The sequence below is a fragment of the Microlunatus ginsengisoli genome, from assembly GCF_039537205.1.
Classification (GTDB): domain Bacteria; phylum Actinomycetota; class Actinomycetes; order Propionibacteriales; family Propionibacteriaceae; genus Microlunatus; species Microlunatus ginsengisoli.
On record NZ_BAABAB010000006.1, the window covers coordinates 43,963 to 61,552 of the forward strand.

At 71.5% G+C, this 17,590-nt stretch carries 14 protein-coding genes; 8 read left to right on the forward strand and 6 right to left on the reverse strand.

What is annotated here, in order from left to right:
* From ABD747_RS04070 to ABD747_RS04085, 4 genes are all read right to left on the reverse strand, one after another.
* On the reverse strand, positions 1-984 hold the full coding sequence (locus ABD747_RS04070; protein WP_344801815.1) for a glycosyltransferase family 2 protein: 984 nt from the start codon (positions 982-984) through the stop codon (positions 1-3).
* Between the two features lie 113 nt (positions 985-1,097).
* A complete protein-coding gene (locus ABD747_RS04075) occupies positions 1,098-2,810 on the reverse strand; it encodes a sugar transferase (RefSeq protein WP_344801816.1) in 1,713 nt (570 codons plus the stop codon).
* Positions 2,811-3,058: 248 nt separating this feature from the next.
* Entirely contained in the window at positions 3,059-3,556 is a 498-nt protein-coding gene (locus tag ABD747_RS04080; RefSeq protein ID WP_344801817.1) for a SixA phosphatase family protein, read from the reverse strand.
* Between the two features lie 26 nt (positions 3,557-3,582).
* The gene (locus ABD747_RS04085; RefSeq protein ID WP_344801818.1) at positions 3,583-4,656 is read right to left on the reverse strand and encodes a TRM11 family SAM-dependent methyltransferase; all 1,074 of its coding nucleotides are present in this window, start codon (positions 4,654-4,656) and stop codon (positions 3,583-3,585) included.
* Between the two features lie 74 nt (positions 4,657-4,730).
* Here ABD747_RS04085 and ABD747_RS04090 point away from each other — a divergent pair, with 74 nt between their 5' ends.
* Together ABD747_RS04090 and ABD747_RS04095 are read left to right on the forward strand one after the other, a co-directional pair.
* Positions 4,731-5,627, forward strand: a complete 897-nt coding sequence (locus tag ABD747_RS04090) for a hypothetical protein (RefSeq protein ID WP_344801819.1) — start codon at positions 4,731-4,733, stop codon at positions 5,625-5,627.
* Positions 5,628-5,721: 94 nt separating this feature from the next.
* On the forward strand, positions 5,722-8,214 hold the full coding sequence (locus ABD747_RS04095; RefSeq protein WP_344801820.1) for an Hsp70 family protein: 2,493 nt from the start codon (positions 5,722-5,724) through the stop codon (positions 8,212-8,214).
* A gap of 3 nt (positions 8,215-8,217) precedes the next feature.
* On the opposite strand, the gene ABD747_RS04100 is transcribed toward ABD747_RS04095, so the two are convergent.
* Together ABD747_RS04100 and ABD747_RS04105 are read right to left on the reverse strand one after the other, a co-directional pair.
* Positions 8,218-9,189, reverse strand: a complete 972-nt coding sequence (locus tag ABD747_RS04100; protein ID WP_344801821.1) for a sulfotransferase family protein — start codon at positions 9,187-9,189, stop codon at positions 8,218-8,220.
* A gap of 361 nt (positions 9,190-9,550) precedes the next feature.
* A complete protein-coding gene (locus tag ABD747_RS04105) occupies positions 9,551-10,114 on the reverse strand; it encodes an inorganic diphosphatase (protein ID WP_344801822.1) in 564 nt (187 codons plus the stop codon).
* Positions 10,115-10,205: 91 nt separating this feature from the next.
* On the opposite strand from ABD747_RS04105, the gene dacB reads away from it, so the two are divergent.
* From dacB to folE, 6 genes are all read left to right on the forward strand, one after another.
* Positions 10,206-11,660, forward strand: a complete 1,455-nt coding sequence (gene dacB / locus ABD747_RS04110) for a D-alanyl-D-alanine carboxypeptidase/D-alanyl-D-alanine endopeptidase (RefSeq protein ID WP_344801823.1) — start codon at positions 10,206-10,208, stop codon at positions 11,658-11,660.
* Between the two features lie 52 nt (positions 11,661-11,712).
* Positions 11,713-12,792 carry a zinc-dependent metalloprotease gene (locus ABD747_RS04115; protein WP_344801824.1) on the forward strand — a complete coding sequence of 360 codons (1,080 nt, stop codon included), beginning with the start codon at positions 11,713-11,715 and terminating at the stop codon, positions 12,790-12,792.
* Positions 12,793-12,817: 25 nt separating this feature from the next.
* Complete coding sequence (gene tilS / locus ABD747_RS04120) at positions 12,818-13,774, forward strand: tRNA lysidine(34) synthetase TilS (protein ID WP_344801825.1); 957 nt, start codon at positions 12,818-12,820, stop codon at positions 13,772-13,774.
* A gap of 113 nt (positions 13,775-13,887) precedes the next feature.
* The gene (gene hpt / locus ABD747_RS04125) at positions 13,888-14,439 is read left to right on the forward strand and encodes a hypoxanthine phosphoribosyltransferase (protein ID WP_344801826.1); all 552 of its coding nucleotides are present in this window, start codon (positions 13,888-13,890) and stop codon (positions 14,437-14,439) included.
* 330 nt (positions 14,440-14,769) lie between these two features.
* Positions 14,770-16,980, forward strand: a complete 2,211-nt coding sequence (gene ftsH, locus ABD747_RS04130; RefSeq protein WP_344801827.1) for an ATP-dependent zinc metalloprotease FtsH — start codon at positions 14,770-14,772, stop codon at positions 16,978-16,980.
* A complete protein-coding gene (gene folE / locus ABD747_RS04135) occupies positions 16,977-17,579 on the forward strand; it encodes a GTP cyclohydrolase I FolE (protein ID WP_344801828.1) in 603 nt (200 codons plus the stop codon). Before ftsH ends, folE begins: the two co-directional genes overlap by 4 nt.
* Positions 17,580-17,590: the final 11 nt, after the last annotated feature.

Consider the following 17,590-nt stretch of genomic DNA (forward strand, 5'->3'; position numbering starts at 1 on the left):
TCAGCTCCGCTTGTACTCGGCGTAGACGTAGCCCCAGGCGCCGGACACCATCCCGGCGCCGCGCGCGATGGTGCGCTGACCGCGGGCGCGCTGCCCCTGGGACCGGCCGACGGCACCCGCCGCCACCCGAGCCGCCCCGCCCGCGATGCGGACCGAGCCGCGACCGGTGAGCCGGAGCCGGGACACGGTGCGCTGCTTGGGGTCCTCAGCCAGTTTCAACGACGTCGCGCTCCAGGACGAGCCGCTGCGGAAGGCGCGGCGCAGCACCCAGTCGCGGGTGACCCGCGCGGCGGGCACGACGTCGACCACCACGGCCTCGTCGCACCAGATCAGCTCACCGCCGAGCTTGTGCAGGGTGCGGGTGAACATCGTGTCGCTGCCGCCGGTCAGCCCGAACTGCTGGTCGAAGCGGAGGCCGTACGACCGGATCTGGTGCAGGTCGAGCAGCAGGTTGTTGGTCGCCGCGACGTCGAGCTTCGTGCCGGTCGGCAGCCGGCGGCGGTCGAAGAACCGACCGGACTGGACCCAGGCGTCCGGCTCGACCTCGTACTCGGAGACGACCGAGCCCACCACGGCCGCACTCCGGTGCGTCCGGTAGGTCTCCAGCAGCAGCTCCAGCCAGCGCTCGCTGGGTCGCTCGTCGTCGTCGATGAACACCAGCAGGTCGATCCCGTCGGCGGTGTCCAGGGCGCGGTTGCGGGCCGCTGCGATGCCGGCCGCGGTCTCGTTCTGATAGATCACCGCGGTGGTCGGGTGGTCGGCTGCGAACGACTCGACGAACTCCCGGGCGCCGCCGTCGGGGTCGTTGTCGACCACGACGATGTCCGCGGTCACGGTGTCGGTGCGGACCGACTCGGCCTGCGTCAGCAGCCGGGGCAGCGCGGCCGCGATGTCCTGCGGGCGCTTGTAGGTCAAGACGGCGATCCGGACCTGCATCCGGTCGGCCGGTTGGGTGGCGCCGGTGGCGGCGTCGCTCATGCTCATGTCACTCTCGTTCGTACGATCACAACCACAATAGGTCGGCGGCATCGGCGGGCGTACCCGCCCGGACCGAGCCGGCGGTGGTTCGGAAGATCCCGCCGGTTGGCGGGGACGGCTCAGAAGGCCCCGCGCTTGGCGGCGACGGCGTAGGCCGTCTTCCACAGGATCAGCAGGTCCAGGGTGAGGGTCCAGTTCTCGACGTAGCGCAGGTCGAGCCGGACCGTCTCCTCCCAGCTCAGCAGCGAGCGACCCGACACCTGCCACAGCCCGGTCAGTCCCGGCGTGACCAGCAGCCGGCGGCGGGCGTGGTCCTCGTAGCCGTCGACCTCCGACTGCAGCGGCGGACGCGGCCCGACCAGCGACATCGAGCCGGCCAGCACGTTGAACAACTGAGGCAGCTCGTCCAGGGAGTACTTGCGCAGTAGCTTGCCGACCCGGGTGATCCGCGGGTCGTCGACCATCTTGAACATGGTCCCGATCTCGGGGTTTGCCGCCCGGAGCTCGGCCAGCCGCTGCTCGGCGTCCACGTGCATGGAGCGGAACTTGAGCATGGTGAAGGTCGACCCGTCCAGGCCGACCCGGGTCTGCCGGAAGATCACCGGGCCCCGGTCGCCGAGCTTCACCGCGAGGGCGATGGTCAGCAGGATCGGCGAGATGACGATCAGACCGAGAGACGTGGCGACGATGTCGAACGCCCGCTTGACCACCCGGCGCCAGCCGGTGAAGTGCGGCTGCTCGACATGCAGCAGCGGCAGTCCGACGTACGGCCGGATGTGCATCCGCGGGCCGGCGACCTCGATCAGGCCCGGGTGGACGAGCAGCTCGACGCGCTGGCCCTCCAGCGCCCAGGAGAGCTCGCGCAGGTAGTTGTGCCGGGTCGCGTCACCGGAGGTGACCGCGACCGCATCGGCGCCGTAGGTGTCGATCAGCGACGGCACCTGGTCCAGGTCGCCGAGCACCTCCAGGCCGACCTCCTTGGCCCGGGCGACGTCGGCCTTCGGTACGCAGACCCCGATCACCTTCATCCCGCAGTGCGGCTCGGCGCCGAGCATGCCGGCCAGGTCGGCGGCGGCGAAGGCGCTGCCGACCACGATCACCCGACGGATGTCCTGCCCGGCGCGCTGGCGGCGGTGCAGGTTCTTGCGGGCGACGAAGCGGACGCAGATGGACGCGGCCGCGGCGATCGGCACGGCGATACCGGAGACGGCGACGACGCCGTACTGGCCGGTGATCGCGCACGGGATCGCGCTGACGGCGATGGCCAGGATGAGCGCCCGCCCGACGGCGTGCATCTCGTCGTCGCCGACCCCGATCTTGCCGCGCTCGTAACCGCGGCTGGCCGCGATGGCCAGCGGCCACGCGACCGCGGCACCGGCGATGAGCACGGCCACCTTCCAGGGCTCGAACGCCAGCGGGCGGAACAGCAGCGCACCGGTGACGGCGAGCGCGCCGACCAGCGCGTCGCAGGTGGCGACGACGGCGACATAGCGCCGGGCCCAGGCCAGCGGCCGGCCGCCGGTCGTGCTGGTCGCGTCGGTGACGCCGGACGCCGGGCGGGACGCGGTGGTCGCGCTGGCGTCGACCGGAGCCCTGGTCGCGGTCGCGGCGTCGGTGTCCGGGCTGACCAGGTCGCGGATCGACGAGCGGTCGGTCGGGCTGTCCGGATGCGGCAGCGTGTCCCGCCGCTCGGCGGTGCGTGCCGTGTCGCGCGACCCGGGCCGCGCCGCGACGGCGCCCGCATCCGGACTCGCGCCGGCGCCCGCCGGCTCCGCGATCGCTCGCGGTTCCGTGAGGTCCGAACGGACCCCACGGGATTCCCCCTGTGGCATGCTCACAATCCCCCCGTTACCCGCCGCCCCCCGACGGGTCATCCGCTCGTCTCCCCTTGACCAGCGGATTCACGCCATCCGCTCGTTCGCAACCCTGCGGCGCAACGACCACGGTGAGGGTCGACGCGCACTCCAGATACACCGAACGAGTGGAATGACTCCCTGCAGGTTACCAATCAGGCATTCGATGGCTGGTAGCCGAAATCAAATCGTGACCTGGTGTTCGCATCCTGAATTCGAGGACCTGCTCAGTCGTCGCCCGGCAGCCTGACGGCGACCAGCGCACCCCAGCTCACCTCGGCCCAGTCCTGGTCGACGCGGAGGATGGCGAGGGTGCCGGCGGGAAAGCGGCTCGCCACCTGCCGGACGGCCTCCGGGTCGGACGCCTCCGGATCGGTCAGCTCGTGCAGCGCGGCGGGCACGCCCGGGGCGTGACCCACGACCAGGGCGGTCCGTGCGCTCGGATCGAGCTCGCGGATACCCGCCACGATCGTCTCCCCGCCGGCGTCGTAGAGCCAGTCGGGGAACTCCGCCGGCGCGCCGACCCCGAGCTCGGCCAGCGTCTCCCGGGTCCGGGTGGCCGGGGAGCACAGCACGACGTCGGGTCGACGGCGCTCCTGCAGCCATCGACCGGCGGCGGCCGCCTGGTCCAGTCCGGCCGGGCTGAGCTGGCGCTCGATGTCGCGACGCCCGGGGCGCGCCGCCTCGGCGTCGGCGTGCCGGAGCAGGATCAGGTGGCGGCTCATGGAAGTTCAGCCTAGGCGTGGCGCGTTCAGCGCAGCGGTGCGACCGCCACGAACACGTCGCGATGGATCGAGGCGTCGACCCGGTGCCCGAACCGGAGGTACGGATCGCCGTCCTGGGGCTCCAGCCCGGCCCGCCGGGCGATGTCGGCCAGATCCTCCCGGCGCAGGCCGTAGGTGTTCCAGGACAGGCCGAGGGCGCCCCCGGGCCGGAGGAGGCCGGCCCAGATCGGGATCGCCTCGGCCAGCAGGTCGGCCGCGGAGCGGTCCCGGCTGGCCTTGCCGTGCTTGCCGGCCCTGGCCGATGCGCCGCTCTCCCTGTGCGCGCTGCCGTGCACGATGCCGTACGGGGCGTCGGTCACCACCGCGTCGAACGTGCGCTTGCCGTACAGGAAGGCGGTGTCGCGGGTGTCGCCGGTGAACACGGTGAGCTCCAGCGCGGGGCCGCCGTGGGTCGAGTCCGCGCCGCCCGGGCCGGCCTGCGGCGGCTGCACCTCGGCGTCCAGCCGGCGGCCCAGGCTGCGGCCGTCCCGGCGCACCGGTGTCGTGGTCAGCCGGTGCTTGATCCGCTTCCGCCGCAGGTACGTCCGCAGGAACGCCGCCTGCGCCTCCACCGCCTTCGGGTCGGACTCGACGCCGTAGCCGTGGTGGCCGAGGATCCAGGCCGTGCTCAGCGTGGTGCCACGGCCCGACATCGGATCCAGGATGCTGGCCGGTCCGAGTCGGGGCGCGCGGCGCGCGGCCAGGGTGACGTTCACCAGCAGCCGGGTGAACTGCTCGTTGGTCTTGCCGGGATATTTCGGGATGGTGACCAGGTCGTCGTCGAACCGGTCCGGGCGCTCGATCGGCACCGGCCGGAGCAGGTCGCCGACCTGCTCGTACGCCGCCAGCACGGCCGAGGCACGGCCCAGCTCCCGGTCGACGACCGGGTCCGGCGGCAGGTCCAGGGCGAGATAGCCGACCCCGGCCAGTTCCAGCGGCCGGATCGGACCCGGATCGCGATCCACGGCGGACAGCAGCACGCTCAACTCGGCGGCGACCAGCTCACCGGACTCGCCCGCGTACACCCGGTTGCTGGCCGGCGCCAGGAGGATCGCGTACACGCCGGGAGTCTATGGCGACCCGGCGCCGGTCGAGATCCGCCGGCGCTGGCGGACAAACCGGATATTGTCGGCAGGTGCACATCGCAACCGATCTCGCCGTTCCGCGATTCGAGGGCGCCGAGGTGGTGGTCCCGGCACCGGCCAAGGGGCCCGGGAACTGGACCGGAGCGCCGAGCGCCGTTCTTGTTGACGGTGTCTTCTGGCTGGCCTACCGGGTCCGCCGGCCGATCGACGCGGGCCGAGGGGTCAGCGTGGTGGTGGCCCGGTCAGCGGACGGCGTGTCCTTCGATCCGGTCGCAGAGCTGCACCGCGACGACTTCGGGGCGGCGTCGTTCGAACGGGCGGCGCTGGTCACCACCTCCGACCGGCCCGACGCGCGCTGGCGGCTCTATCTGAGCTGCGCGACGCCGGACTCCAAGCACTGGTGGATCGAGGCGCTCGACGCGGATCGGCCCGACGGGCTGGCCGCGGGGCAGCGGCAGGTGGTCTTTCCGGGCAGTGCGACGGTCGGCGTCAAGGATCCGGTGATCGTCCGGCGCGGGTCGCAGTGGCAGGCCTGGGTCTGCCGTCACCCGCTGACCGAGCGCGGTCAGGAGGACCGGATGACGAGTGCGTACCTGACCAGCGCGGACGGGCTGACCTGGACCGATCACGGCGAGGTGTTGCACGGTGCGGCCGGGGAGTGGGACGCGCGCGGTGCCCGGGTGACCACGGCGGTGAGCCTGGACCCGCTGGTGCTCCTCTACGACGGCCGTCCCGACGCCGCTTCGAACTGGTTCGAGACCACCGGCGTGGCCCGCTCGGTCGGCGGGGCGTTGTTCAGCTCGAGCGAGCCGGTCGCGACCTCCCCCGAGGGCACCGGCGCGCTGCGCTATGCCAGCGCAGTCGCGCTGCCGGACGGCCGGACGAGGTTCTACTTCGAGGCGGCCCGCGCGGACGGCTCGCACGATCTCATGACCTCGCTCGGTTGATCCGGGGCCGGGCGTGGCCCGGAAATGACCGTGCCAGCGGGTGCCGCTCGGTCCTACCCTGAGCCCGACGCAATCACGGGGGCAGAGGGTCGCCATGGGCTATCGGTTGGCTGTCGATCTGGGTACGGCCTTCGCGGCCGCGGCGGTCGTGAACGGGACCGGTCCGACCATGGTCGGGCTCGGCAACCGGACCATGCAGGTGCCGTCGGTGCTCTTCCTCGCCGAGGACGAGTCGTTCGTCGTCGGCGAGGCCGCCGAGCGGCGCGGCACGACCGATCCCGGCCGGCTCGTCCGCGAGTTCAAGCGCCGGTTCGGCGACCCGGTGCCGCTGCTGGTGGCCGGGGCGGCGTACTCGGCGGAGAGCCTGATGGCCCGGCTGCTGCGTTGGGTGGTCGCGGCGACGACCAGCCAGCAGGGCGAGCCGCCGACCGATCTGATGCTGACCCACCCGGCGAACTGGGGGCCGTACAAGCGGGAGCTGCTGGACCAGGTCGTGGCGCTGGCGGACCTGCCGTCGGCGCGCTACTGCACCGAGCCGGAGGCGGCGGCGGTGAACTACGCCGCCCGGACCAAGGTCGAGATCGGCGACAAGATCGCTGTCTACGACCTCGGCGGTGGCACGTTCGACGTCTGCGTGCTGGAGAAGCGGGAGCGGGGCTTTGCCGTGCTGGGGACCCCGGACGGGGTCGAGCACCTCGGCGGTGCGGACATCGACGAGGCGATGACGCAACTGGTTCTGCAGGCGCTGGCCGACCGGCTGGACGGGGCCGACCCGGACGACCCGGCGACGACGATCGGGCTGGCCCGGTTGCGCCGGGACTGCGTGGACGCCAAGGAGGCGCTGTCCAGCGAGACCGACGTCGCCGTCCCGGTCGCGCTGCCCGGGCTGAACACCACCGTACGGGTCACCCGGGCCGAGCTGGAGGCGACGATGCGGCCGGCCCTGATGGACACGCTGGCCGCCTTCCGGCGTACGTTGGCGTCGGCGCGGATCGCGCCGCGGGACCTCGCCGCGATCGTGCTGGTCGGCGGCAGCTCACGGATCCCGCTGGTCGGGGAGTTGCTCCAGACCGAGTTCGCGGCTCCGCTCAGCATCGACACGCACCCCAAGCACGACATCGCGCTGGGTGCCGCGCTGTTGTGTCGCGAGGGCGAGGCACCCGTGCCGGCCGCCCGGCCGTCGGAGTCTGGTGCGGGATCGAGCGCGGACCCGTTCGGCGACCCGGACTATCTCGCCGCGGTCGCCGCGGGGTTCGGCGAGCGCTGGGCGGATGCGGTACCGCTGCTGGAACGGGTCGCGGAGCGCTATCCGGGCCAGCGCCGCGTGATCGAGCGGCTGGACCGGGCGCGGCGCGAGCTGCGGGTGCTGGAGCTCACCGAGCGGACCGCCCGGGCCGAGCAGGATGGGAGCTGGCCGGCCGCGGTCGAGCTGCTGGAGGAACTCGTCGCGCTGCGCCCGGCGGACCCGGAGCCCCGGGCCCGGCTGGCGAGGGCCGGTCGGGAGGTGCAGATCGAAGCGCTGCTGTCGGAGCTGCGCAGCCTCTACGCCGCCGGGCAGTGGGACTCCGTGCTCCGGGCCGGCGCCGAGCTGCAGGGGCTGGCCCCGGAGCGCGTGCCGGAGGCGATGCTGACCGGTGCCAGGAACGAGCTGGAGCGTGCGGCGCTGCGCGAGCGGTATCGCGGGGCACTGCGGGCCCTGGATGCCGAGGACTGGGCCGCTGCGATCGCCGAGCTGGAGGCGGTCGTCGGCGCGGACGCCGGGTTCGAGGATGCCGCCAGCCTGCTGGCGCGGGCCCGAGAGCAGCTCCGGGCCGCCGAGCACCCGAGCAGCCCGGAGCCGGCCGGGGACGAGCCGGAGCACGAGGCCGCTGTGCACGGGCCGGAGAACGAGGCCGCGGCGGACGGGCCGGAGGGTGCCGGCCAGGCCGGCGCCTGGATCGGCGGTGGAGCCTGGATCGGCGGAGGGTCTCAGCCGCCGACGCGCGCCACGACATCGGCCTGGTATCGCCGCCGCGGCGTGCTCGTCATCGGAGTGGCCCTGGTCGTCCTGATCATCGGCGGGGCGGTGACCGGCGTCGTGCTGAACTCGAGCCGCAGCAGCAGCGGGTCGGCGAGCGCGGGCGGCGCCGCGGCCTCTCCGTCGGTGGAGCTGACCGGCGCGCCGTCTGCCGACGAGCTCATCGGGCATGTGCCGTCGACCTATCGGGACAGCTGCCGATCGGTGGAAACCGAGATGCAATCGGCGGCGGTCAAGCTGGAGTGCCCGATCAAGGGCTCGAAGGTGACCTCGGTCACGCACTTCCAGTACAACTCGGCCGACGCCTACCAGCGCGCGGTGGCCTCCACGTTCACCGCCGACAAGTACAGCGATTGCTCCGAGGGCCCGGGCCAGGGGAGCTATCGCAGCACCACCGCGTCCGGGAAGACGCGGAGCGGGCTGCTCGCCTGCGAGGCGGTGACGCCGGTGATCACCTACGCCTCGAGCACGGACCAGCTGTGGGTGATCAGCATCGCCCGGGCGACGTACGACTTCAGCTTCGGCTATCCGCAGATGAAGGGGAGCTGGGAGCAGTATCCGCTCGAGTGAGCGTCAGGCCGGCTTGCTCGCGCGCTCCTTGAACGAACCCCGGCCGACGGCGGAGCGCCAGTCGGCGAACGACTCGCCGAGGACGTCCTCCAGCCGGTCGAGGTCGTCGGTGCAGGTCTGCAGCAACGCCAGCCGCTGCTCGGGGTCCAGCTTCGGCCGCTGCTCCGGCCCGCCCAGGTGCAGGGCGCCGACCAGCGGCCTGCTGGCCTGCCGCCAGATCTCGGGCGAGACGAAGCTGCCCGCGTACGCGCCGGCCCGGATCGCCCGGCCGAGCACGGCGGTGCGGATGCCGGGTTGGACGTACGGCCGGGAGTTGTCCGGCGGCACGGTGCCGATCTCGCCCTCGGCGATGCCCAGGAAGCGACAGACCCGATCCAGCGTGGCGGTCGGCTCGGCGACCAGCTCGCGATAGCGCAGCACCAGCACCCGGTCCCGCTCGACCCGGGAGAACAGGTCGGCCAGCTGCTCGCCGTAGCGGCCCATCCGGCGGTAGTGCCAAAACGGCGCCCAGCCCGCCGCGATCCGCTCCTGCTCCCGGCCGCACGCCTCGACGAAGTCGCCGACCGGCTCGAGGCCGTCGACCCACAGGTGCATCCAGTTCGAGTACGCCCGGTCGATCGGGTCGCGGATCACGGCCACGAACTTGGCCGCCGGCAGTTCCTCGGCCAGCCGCCGGCGGGCGCCGCGGTCGTACAGATAGAAGGGGGTGCTCTCCAGCCGGACCGCGTTCTCGGGGGCGCCGGCGAACAGCCGCTCGTAGTCGGCTCGACGCCAGACCCACTCCTGCTGGCTGTGCGCGTCGCCCGGCCCGCGGTATGCCGGCGGCGGCGCCTCGCCGCACAGATAGAACTTCGGCTCCTTGACCGGCGAGGCGAATACCTGCCGGTGCCGGGCGAGCGCGGCGTGCAGCGCACTCGTCCCCGCCTTCGGCGCCCCGATGACGATGGCGTCCGGCACCAATTCCCTGGTGGTCATGTCGGAATACTAGGAGAAATCGCCGGCATCTGGTCGGTCCTTCCTCGATGTGAGCGGGACGGCCCTTCGACAGGCTCAGGGCACATGGGGATGTGAGCGGGACGGCCCTTCGACAGGCTCAGGGCACGTGGGGATGTGAGCGGGACGGCCCTTCGACAGGCTCAGGGCACGTGGGCCGGCAGACCCGACCAACGCAGGGAGCCCACTCCCTCGCGAGCATCGGGTAGGCGCGTCCGGTCTTCCGTGCCCGCCGAGCGGAAGGCGATTCCGAGGCGCAGTCAGCCGACCGCGAGTCGAGCCAGGCCTGCCGATCGGTGGTCGCGGAAGATCGGACTCACAGCGCCGGGTGCGAGCGAGAAGCTCAGTGAGGCGCGACGATGGTCGCGGCCGGCGTGTAGTAGCCGGCGTCCTCGGCCCGCTTGAAGCTGGCCCGGACCTCGTCTTCGGCCTCTTCGACACCCGTCCAGGTGGCACCCTCGACCGACTTGCCGGGCTCGAGGTCCTTGTAGACGGTGAAGAAGTGCTCGATCTCGGTGACCAGGTAGTACCGGATGTCGGCCAGGTCGCGCAGGTGGTCGCGGCGATGGTCCGACGCCGGCACGCAGACGACCTTGTCGTCGCCGCCGGCCTCGTCGGTCATCCGGAACATCGCGATCGCCCGGCACTTGATCAGGCAGCCGGGGAACGTCGGCTCCGAGACGAGCACGAGCGCGTCGAGCGGGTCGCCGTCCTGGCCGAGGGTGCCTTCGATGTAGCCGTAGTCCGCCGGATACTGGGTCGAGGTGAACAGCGTACGGTCGAGCCGGATCCGACCGGACTCGTGATCGACCTCGTACTTGTTCTTCTGTCCCTTGGGGATCTCGACGGTGACGTCGAAGGTCAGTCCGCTCAGCGGACGGCTCGGCTCTGCGTTGGGAGCGGTCATTCTGGGCAGCTCTCCTTAGGATGGGCCCGGCGCCATCGGATCGGGCGGTGAGTCGATTTGCAGCATAACGGGATAAATGGAAGGCACGTAGTTGCGTCTGAAGCGGGTGCTGATCGCCCTGGTGAGTCTGGTCGTGCTGGCCGGCATCGCCGTCGGGGTGGTCACCGGCACCTTCGGCGGCTGGGCGCGCAGCGGGCTCGAGGCCACCGGCCTGTATTCCGACGGAGGGGCATCGTCCCTGGTCCCGGGCGGTTTGGGTGCATCCGCCTCGGCGTCGACGGTCAGCCCGACGCCGAGCGGTGCCGGACCTTCGGCGCCCGCGGCCCCGATCTTGAAGCCGGTGCTCGCGGCCGCGACGCCGGCGGCCAAACCGTCGGCGGCGGCAGTGACGAAACTCATCAACGGGGTTGATCGCAAAGGGGTCGGCGACGCATTCAGCGGGACCGTGATCGACGTCGGCACCGGCGCGGTGCTGTACCAGCACAAGGCGACCACGGGATTCATCCCCGCCTCGACCATGAAGCTGCTCACGACCACCGCCGCGCTGTCCCTGATCGGTCCCGACCACCGGTTCACGACCAAGGTCGTTGCCCCGACGTCGGGCTCGATCGTGCTGGTCGGCGGCGGCGATCCGTATTTCGCGAGCAAGTCCGGCAACGGCAAGGCGTCGGTCCCGGCCCTGGCCAAGCGTACGGCCGCGGCGCTGAAGAAGAAGGGCGTACGCACGGTCTCGCTCGGCTACGACGCGAGCCTGTTCACCGGTCCGGCCTGGAACCCGACCTGGCCGTCGTTCTATGCCGATCAGGTCAGCAAGGTCTCGGCGCTGTCGGTCGACGAGGGCCGGGTGACCGGGTTCTCGCCCGGTCCGCGGGTGCCCGATCCGCCGGCGGCCGCCGCCAAGGCGTTCGCCGCCGCGCTGAAGAAGCAGGGCATCGCGGTGACCAAGACCTCGAAGACCAAGGCGCCGTCCGGGGCGGCGCTGGTCGCGTCGGTCGACTCGCTGCCCGCCGAGCGGATCGTGGAGCTGCTGCTGATGGCCAGCGACAACGACGCGGCCGAGGTGATGTTCCGGCAGGCCGCGATCGCGGCGAAGCAGCCGGCCTCGTTCGACGGTGGCCGGAAGGCCGTGCACGACCGGCTGGTCAAGCTCGGCATCCTCGACTCGAGCGTGCGGATCGTGGACGGCAGCGGGCTCAGCCGGAACACCCGGGTGCCGGCCGACTCGATGGCCAAGGCGTTGCGGGTCGCGTCGGAGGAGAACCATCCCGAACTCCGCGGGGTGATCACCGGATTGCCGGTAGCCGGCGTCGAGGGCAGCCTGCGCATCCGGTTCTTCGACCCGAAGGCGAGCGCCGGCCGCGGCCTGGTCCGGGCCAAGACCGGGACGCTGAGCAAGGTGCACAGCCTGGCCGGCGTCGTCCGGGCACCGGACGGCTCGATGCTGGCGTACGCCTTCATCGTGAACAACCCGAAGAACGAGTGGAACTCGATCGTCTGGCTGGACCGGGTCACCGCCTCTCTGGTCCGCTGCGGATGCAGGGGGTAGGCGGGGCTCGCAGCGCCAGGTGCGCGCGGGACAAGCACGTATTGTTCAGCGCATGAGTTCGAGCATGGTCGACTGGACGCTAGCGTTCACCACGGCGCAGCGGCTGGTCAAGCCAGGGCCGGAGATCTCGCGCGAGGGCGCGGCTGCCGCGGTCGCGGAGCTTCGGGACGCGGCGGCTCGGGCGGAGGCGTACGTCACCGACTACACCGGTCTGGTCACGCCGAGCGCCACCGCACCGGTTCTGGTGGTCGATCGTCCCGGCTGGATCCAGGCCAACATCGACGCGTTCCGGACCATCCTGACGCCGCTGAACGACAGGGTCGCCGAGCGGATGCAGAACTCCGCCCTCGGCGGGCTCGGCGGTCGGATCACCGGGGTCGAGGTGGGCGCCCTGCTCAGCTATCTGGCACCGAAGGTGCTCGGCCAGTTCGATCCGTTCTTCCCCGGCCAGCCCGGCGAGAGCGAGAATCCCGGCGGGCGGCTGCTGCTGGTCGCCCCGAACGTCGTCGCGGTCGAGCGGGAGCTGGCCGTCGACCCGACCGACTTCCGGCTCTGGGTCTGCCTGCACGAGGAGACCCATCGGGTGCAGTTCACCGCGGTTCCGTGGCTACGGGACTATCTCAACGGTGAGATCGCGGAGGTGGTCGCGACGGCCGACCTGGACACCGCGGCGATCGCCCAGATGGTCCGCGACGGGATCAAGCGGGTGAGCGAGTCGCTGCGCGGCGAGACCGAGGTGTCGATCATCGACCTGGTCCAGACGCCGGCCCAGCGCGAGATCGTCGACCGGATCACCGCCGTGATGTCGCTGCTGGAGGGCCATGCCGAGCTGGTGATGGACGGTGTGGGTCCCGAGGTGATCCCCTCGGTCGAGCAGATCCGGGCCAAGTTCACCGTGCGGCGCAAGGCCCAGGGCTTCGACGCGATCCTGCGCAAGCTGCTGGGTCTGGAGGCGAAGATGCGCCAGTATCGCGACGGCTCGGCGTTCTGCCGGGCCGTGCTCGACGCGGTCGGGATGGACGGACTGAACAAGGTCTGGACCTCGCCGGAGACGCTGCCGACCAGGGCCGAGATCGCCGATCCGCAGCTGTGGCTGGCGCGGATCCACCCGCAGCCGGCCGCCGCCGGCTGACACTGCCGCGAAGCGACGTCGGCGCGTGGCGCGGCGCGACCTGGGCCCGGCCCGCCTGCGGCTGGTGAACGCCTTGCGCCGCTGCCTGGTCGCCGGCGACCGCGCGCTGCTGGTCGCCTGCTCGGGCGGGGCCGACTCGCTCGCGCTGGCCGACGCGGCGGTGGTCGTGGGGCGCCGGCGCGAGCTGCCGGTGTCCGCCGTAGTGGTGGACCACGGTCTGCAGCCGGGGTCGGCGGCCGTCGCCGACCGCGCGGCCGATCTGCTGGGCGGGCTCGGGGTCGCCGACATCGGCGTGGTCCGGGTCGACGTCGTCGATGCCGGCTCCGGGCCGGAGGCGGCGGCCCGCTCGGCTCGCCGGACCGCGCTGCTGGCGGCCGCGGACGCCGTCGGCGCAACCGTGTTGCTCGGGCACACGCGGGACGACCAGGCGGAGACGGTGCTGCTCGGGCTCGCTCGCGGGTCGGGCACCCGCTCCCTGTCGGGGATGGCGGTGCGTTCGGGTCGATTCCTCCGGCCGTTCCTCGGGATACCGCGCTCGGTGACCGTCGCCGCCTGCGCCGAAGGTGGCGTCGAGCCGTGGCAGGACCCGCACAACATCGACCCGACGTACGTCCGCAGCCGGGTCCGGCATCGGGTGCTGCCGGTGCTGGAGGCCGAGCTCGGACCCGGGATGGCCGAAGCGCTGGCGCGGACCGCGGCCCAGGCCCGTGCGGACGCCGATCTGCTGGACGCGCTGGCGAGAGAGGCGGCCGGACGGCTCGTGCCCGGCGACGGGCTGGACTGCGCCGGGCTCGAACGGCTCCCCGGGCCGCTGCGCCGGCGGGTGCTGCTCGGCTGGCTGGCCGAGTGTGGCGCTCGCGACCTGGGCCAGGCCCATATCGAGGCCGTCGAGGCGCTGGTGGTGGACTGGCACGGACAGGGGGCCGTGGATGTCCCAGGTCTGGCGGTGGTCCGCCGCGACGGCCGGTTGCGAGTGCCCTGATTCTGTCCCTCTATTTGCCGCTCCGCCGTCCAAATCGGGCCCCCGTGCGGCACTGGCGTGCAGAAACCAGGGCGACCCGGCCGACGGGGCGGCGCAGCCATACACTCACCAGCGTGGACGACACGCAGATCGCGGGGGACCTCACCCGGGTGCTGATCAGCAAGGAGCAGCTCGAGACGCGGATGGCCGAGCTGGCCGCCGAGATCGACCGCGACTACGAGGGCCGGGACCTACTGCTCGTCGGCGTGCTCAACGGCGCGGTGATGGTGATGGCCGACCTGTCCCGCGCCCTGCGCAGCCGGGTCCGGATGGACTGGATGGCCATCTCGTCGTACGGCTCGGGCACCCAGTCGTCCGGCGTCGTCCGGATCCTGAAGGACCTGAACACCGACATCTCCGGCATGCACGTGCTGGTGGTCGAGGACATCATCGACACCGGTCTGACCCTGTCCTACCTGATCAGCAACCTGAAGAGCCGTAACCCGGCCAGCCTGAAGATCATGACGGCCTTCCGCAAGCCGGAGGCGCAACAGATGGCGGTCGAGGTGAGCTACGTCGGCTTCGACATCCCGAACGAGTTCGTCGTCGGCTACGGCCTGGACTACGACGGCCACTACCGCAACCTGACCTCGGTCGGCACCCTCGCCCCGCACGTCTACAGCTGACCTTCCCGCTCCGCGCTCCCGCGCCGCTTCCGCTCCGCTCCCGCTCCCGTCGGCGCGCGCCCGGCGCTGGTCGGATGCCGTCCGGTCGCGGAAACTGTGCGCGTACGACAAGTCTGAAACGACTCAATCTGCAGCTTCTGCCCACTTTCCGGGCGGGGTGCCGGGCGGGTGGGGTGGGCGAGGGCACGGAGGTGGTCCGTCGAACCGCGCTCGCCGGGCGGTCGTGACTAGGGCTGACTTGGCTCTCGACGCTAGCCTTAGTCCGAACGGGTATGCCCTGAGGCGACCCTGAAGCCTCGACAGTGCGTATTGGTTACTCCTAGGCAGGTCATGAACCTCAAGAAGATTTTCCGCGGACCACTGGTGTGGATCATCCTCGCCGTGATCGCGATCGGCCTGCTGATCGACCTCAGCGGCAGCCTGGCGGGCGGGTACAAGCAGGTTCCCACCTCCCAGGTCGTGACGCTCATCAACGGCACCCAGCCGCTGGCCGAGGTGCGGATGATCGATCAGGAGCAGTCGATCCAGGTCACCACCAAGGGCGATCCGCAGGAGAAGTTCGAGGCCACCTGGGTCGGCAACCAGAGCGAGCAGATCATCGACCGGCTGAACCAGCGGGTCGCGGACAAGACCCTGGACAGCTGGGTCGGGGAGAACAAGACTCCCGGCTTCGTCTCCTCCTTGCTCGGCACCCTGATCCCGTTCATCATCATCGGCGTCCTCTTCTTCTTCCTGCTCAACTCCGTCCAGGGCGGCGGCAGCCGGGTGATGCAGTTCGGCAAGTCCAAGGCGAAGGTCGCCAACAAGGACACGCCCAAGACCACCTTCCACGACGTCGCCGGCTGCGACGAGGCGATCGAGGAGCTGGAGGAGATCAAGGAGTTCCTGGCCGAGCCGGCCAAGTTCCAGGCGGTCGGGGCCAAGATTCCCAAGGGCGTCTTGTTGTACGGCCAGCCGGGCACCGGCAAGACCCTGCTGGCCCGGGCGGTGGCCGGCGAGGCCGGGGTGCCGTTCTTCTCCATCTCCGGCTCCGACTTCGTGGAGATGTTCGTCGGTGTCGGCGCCTCCCGGGTGCGCGACCTGTTCGAGCAGGCCAAGGAGAACGCGCCGGCGATTGTCTTCATCGACGAGATCGACGCAGTCGGCCGGCACCGCGGCGCCGGCATGGGCGGCGGCCACGATGAGCGCGAGCAGACGTTGAACCAGCTGCTGGTCGAGATGGACGGCTTCGACGTCCGTGGCGGTGTGATCCTGATCGCGGCCACCAACCGACCCGACGTGCTCGACCCGGCGCTGCTGCGCCCCGGACGGTTCGACCGGCAGATCGCCGTCGACACGCCCGACCTCAAGGGCCGGCTCCAGATCCTCAAGGTGCATTCGGAGGGCAAGCCGATGGCCCCCGACGTGGACCTGGAGAGCATCGCCCGCCGAACCCCCGGCTTCACCGGCGCCGACCTGGCCAACGTGCTGAACGAGGCCGCGCTGCTGACCGCTCGGCAGAACGCGCGGCAGATCACCGACGAATACCTGGACGAGGCGATCGACCGTGTCGTCGCCGGTCCGCAGAAGCGCAGCCGGCTGATGAACGAAAAGGAGAAGCTGGTCACCGCCTACCACGAGGGCGGTCATGCCCTGGTCGCCGCCGCGCTGCCCGGCACCGACCCGGTGCAGAAGGTGACGATCCTGCCGCGCGGTCGGGCACTGGGCTACACGATGGTGCTGCCCGAGCAGGACAAGTACTCCAACACCCGCTCGGAGCTGCTGGACCAGCTCGCGTACATGATGGGCGGCCGGGCCGCCGAGGAACTGGTCTTCCACGACCCCACTACCGGCGCCAGCAACGACATCGAGAAGGCCACCAACGTGGCCCGGGCGATGGTGACGCAATACGGCATGACCGAGCGGCTGGGCGCGATCAAGCTGGGCTCGGGTGAGGCGGAGCCGTTCCTCGGACGCGACTTCGGCCACCAGCGGGACTACTCCGAGGACATCGCCGCGATCGTCGACGAGGAAGTCTCCAAGCTGATCAGCAACGCCCATCAGGAGGCGTTCGACATCCTGACCGAGAACCGCGACGTGCTCGACGACCTGGTCAGGGCCCTGTTCGAGCGGGAGACGCTGGACCGCGAGGAGGTCGCGGAGGTCTTCGCGCCGCTGAAGCACTGGCCGAAGCGGCCGGCCTGGACCGGATCGGACCGACGGGTGCCGTCCAAGCTGCCGCCGGTCACCCCGCCGCCGCCTCTGGTGCCGGTGACCAACGGCCATCATGCGATCGCGAACGGCAGCAACGGCAGCAACGGATCGGGCAACGGTCACCATCCGGGCGGGACCTTGCCTCCCGGTGGCGCGCCCGTACCGCCCGGGCACTACCCGGTGCCGGCCGAGCCGCCGACCGGTCAGGCGCCCGCTCCGGGCGGCGCGCCGGTGCCGGGCGGTCAGCCGATGCCGCCGGGACCGGGCCCGCAGGCCGGGCCGCTGGATCCGGAGCGGCCGGAGACGTGGCCGCCGCCGGCGCCGCCGAAGGGACCCGACTTTCGATGACGCTCGATCGAGTGGTCCTGCCGAAGCAGGCAGGACCCTTCGACCACGACCGGGTCGCCGCAGCCGTCCGGGAGATCCTGATCGGCATCGGTGAGGACCCCGACCGCGACGGGCTGCTGGACACCCCGGACCGGGTCGCGCGGGCGTACGCGGAGATGTTCGCGGGGCTCCGCCAGGACCCGCAGGACGTGCTCTCCACCACGTTCGACCTGGGCCATGACGAGTTCGTCCTGGTCCGAGACATCGAGGTCTGGAGCTGTTGCGAGCACCATCTGGTGCCGTTCACCGGGGTGGCGCACGTCGGCTACATCCCGAACGCCGATGGCCGGATCACCGGCCTGAGCAAGCTGGCGCGGCTGGTCGACCTGTATGCGAAGCGCCCGCAGGTGCAGGAGCGGCTGACCACCCAGGTCGCCGACGCGCTGATGGACATCCTGGAGCCGCGCGGAGTGATCGTGGTGTTCGAGTGCGAGCACCTGTGCATGACCATGCGCGGGGTCCGCAAGCCCGGTTCCAAGACCGTGACCAGCGCCGTACGCGGCCAGTTGCGCAATGCCGCCACCCGGGCCGAGGCGATGAGCCTCATCGTCCGCGGCTGAGCCGCGGCCCC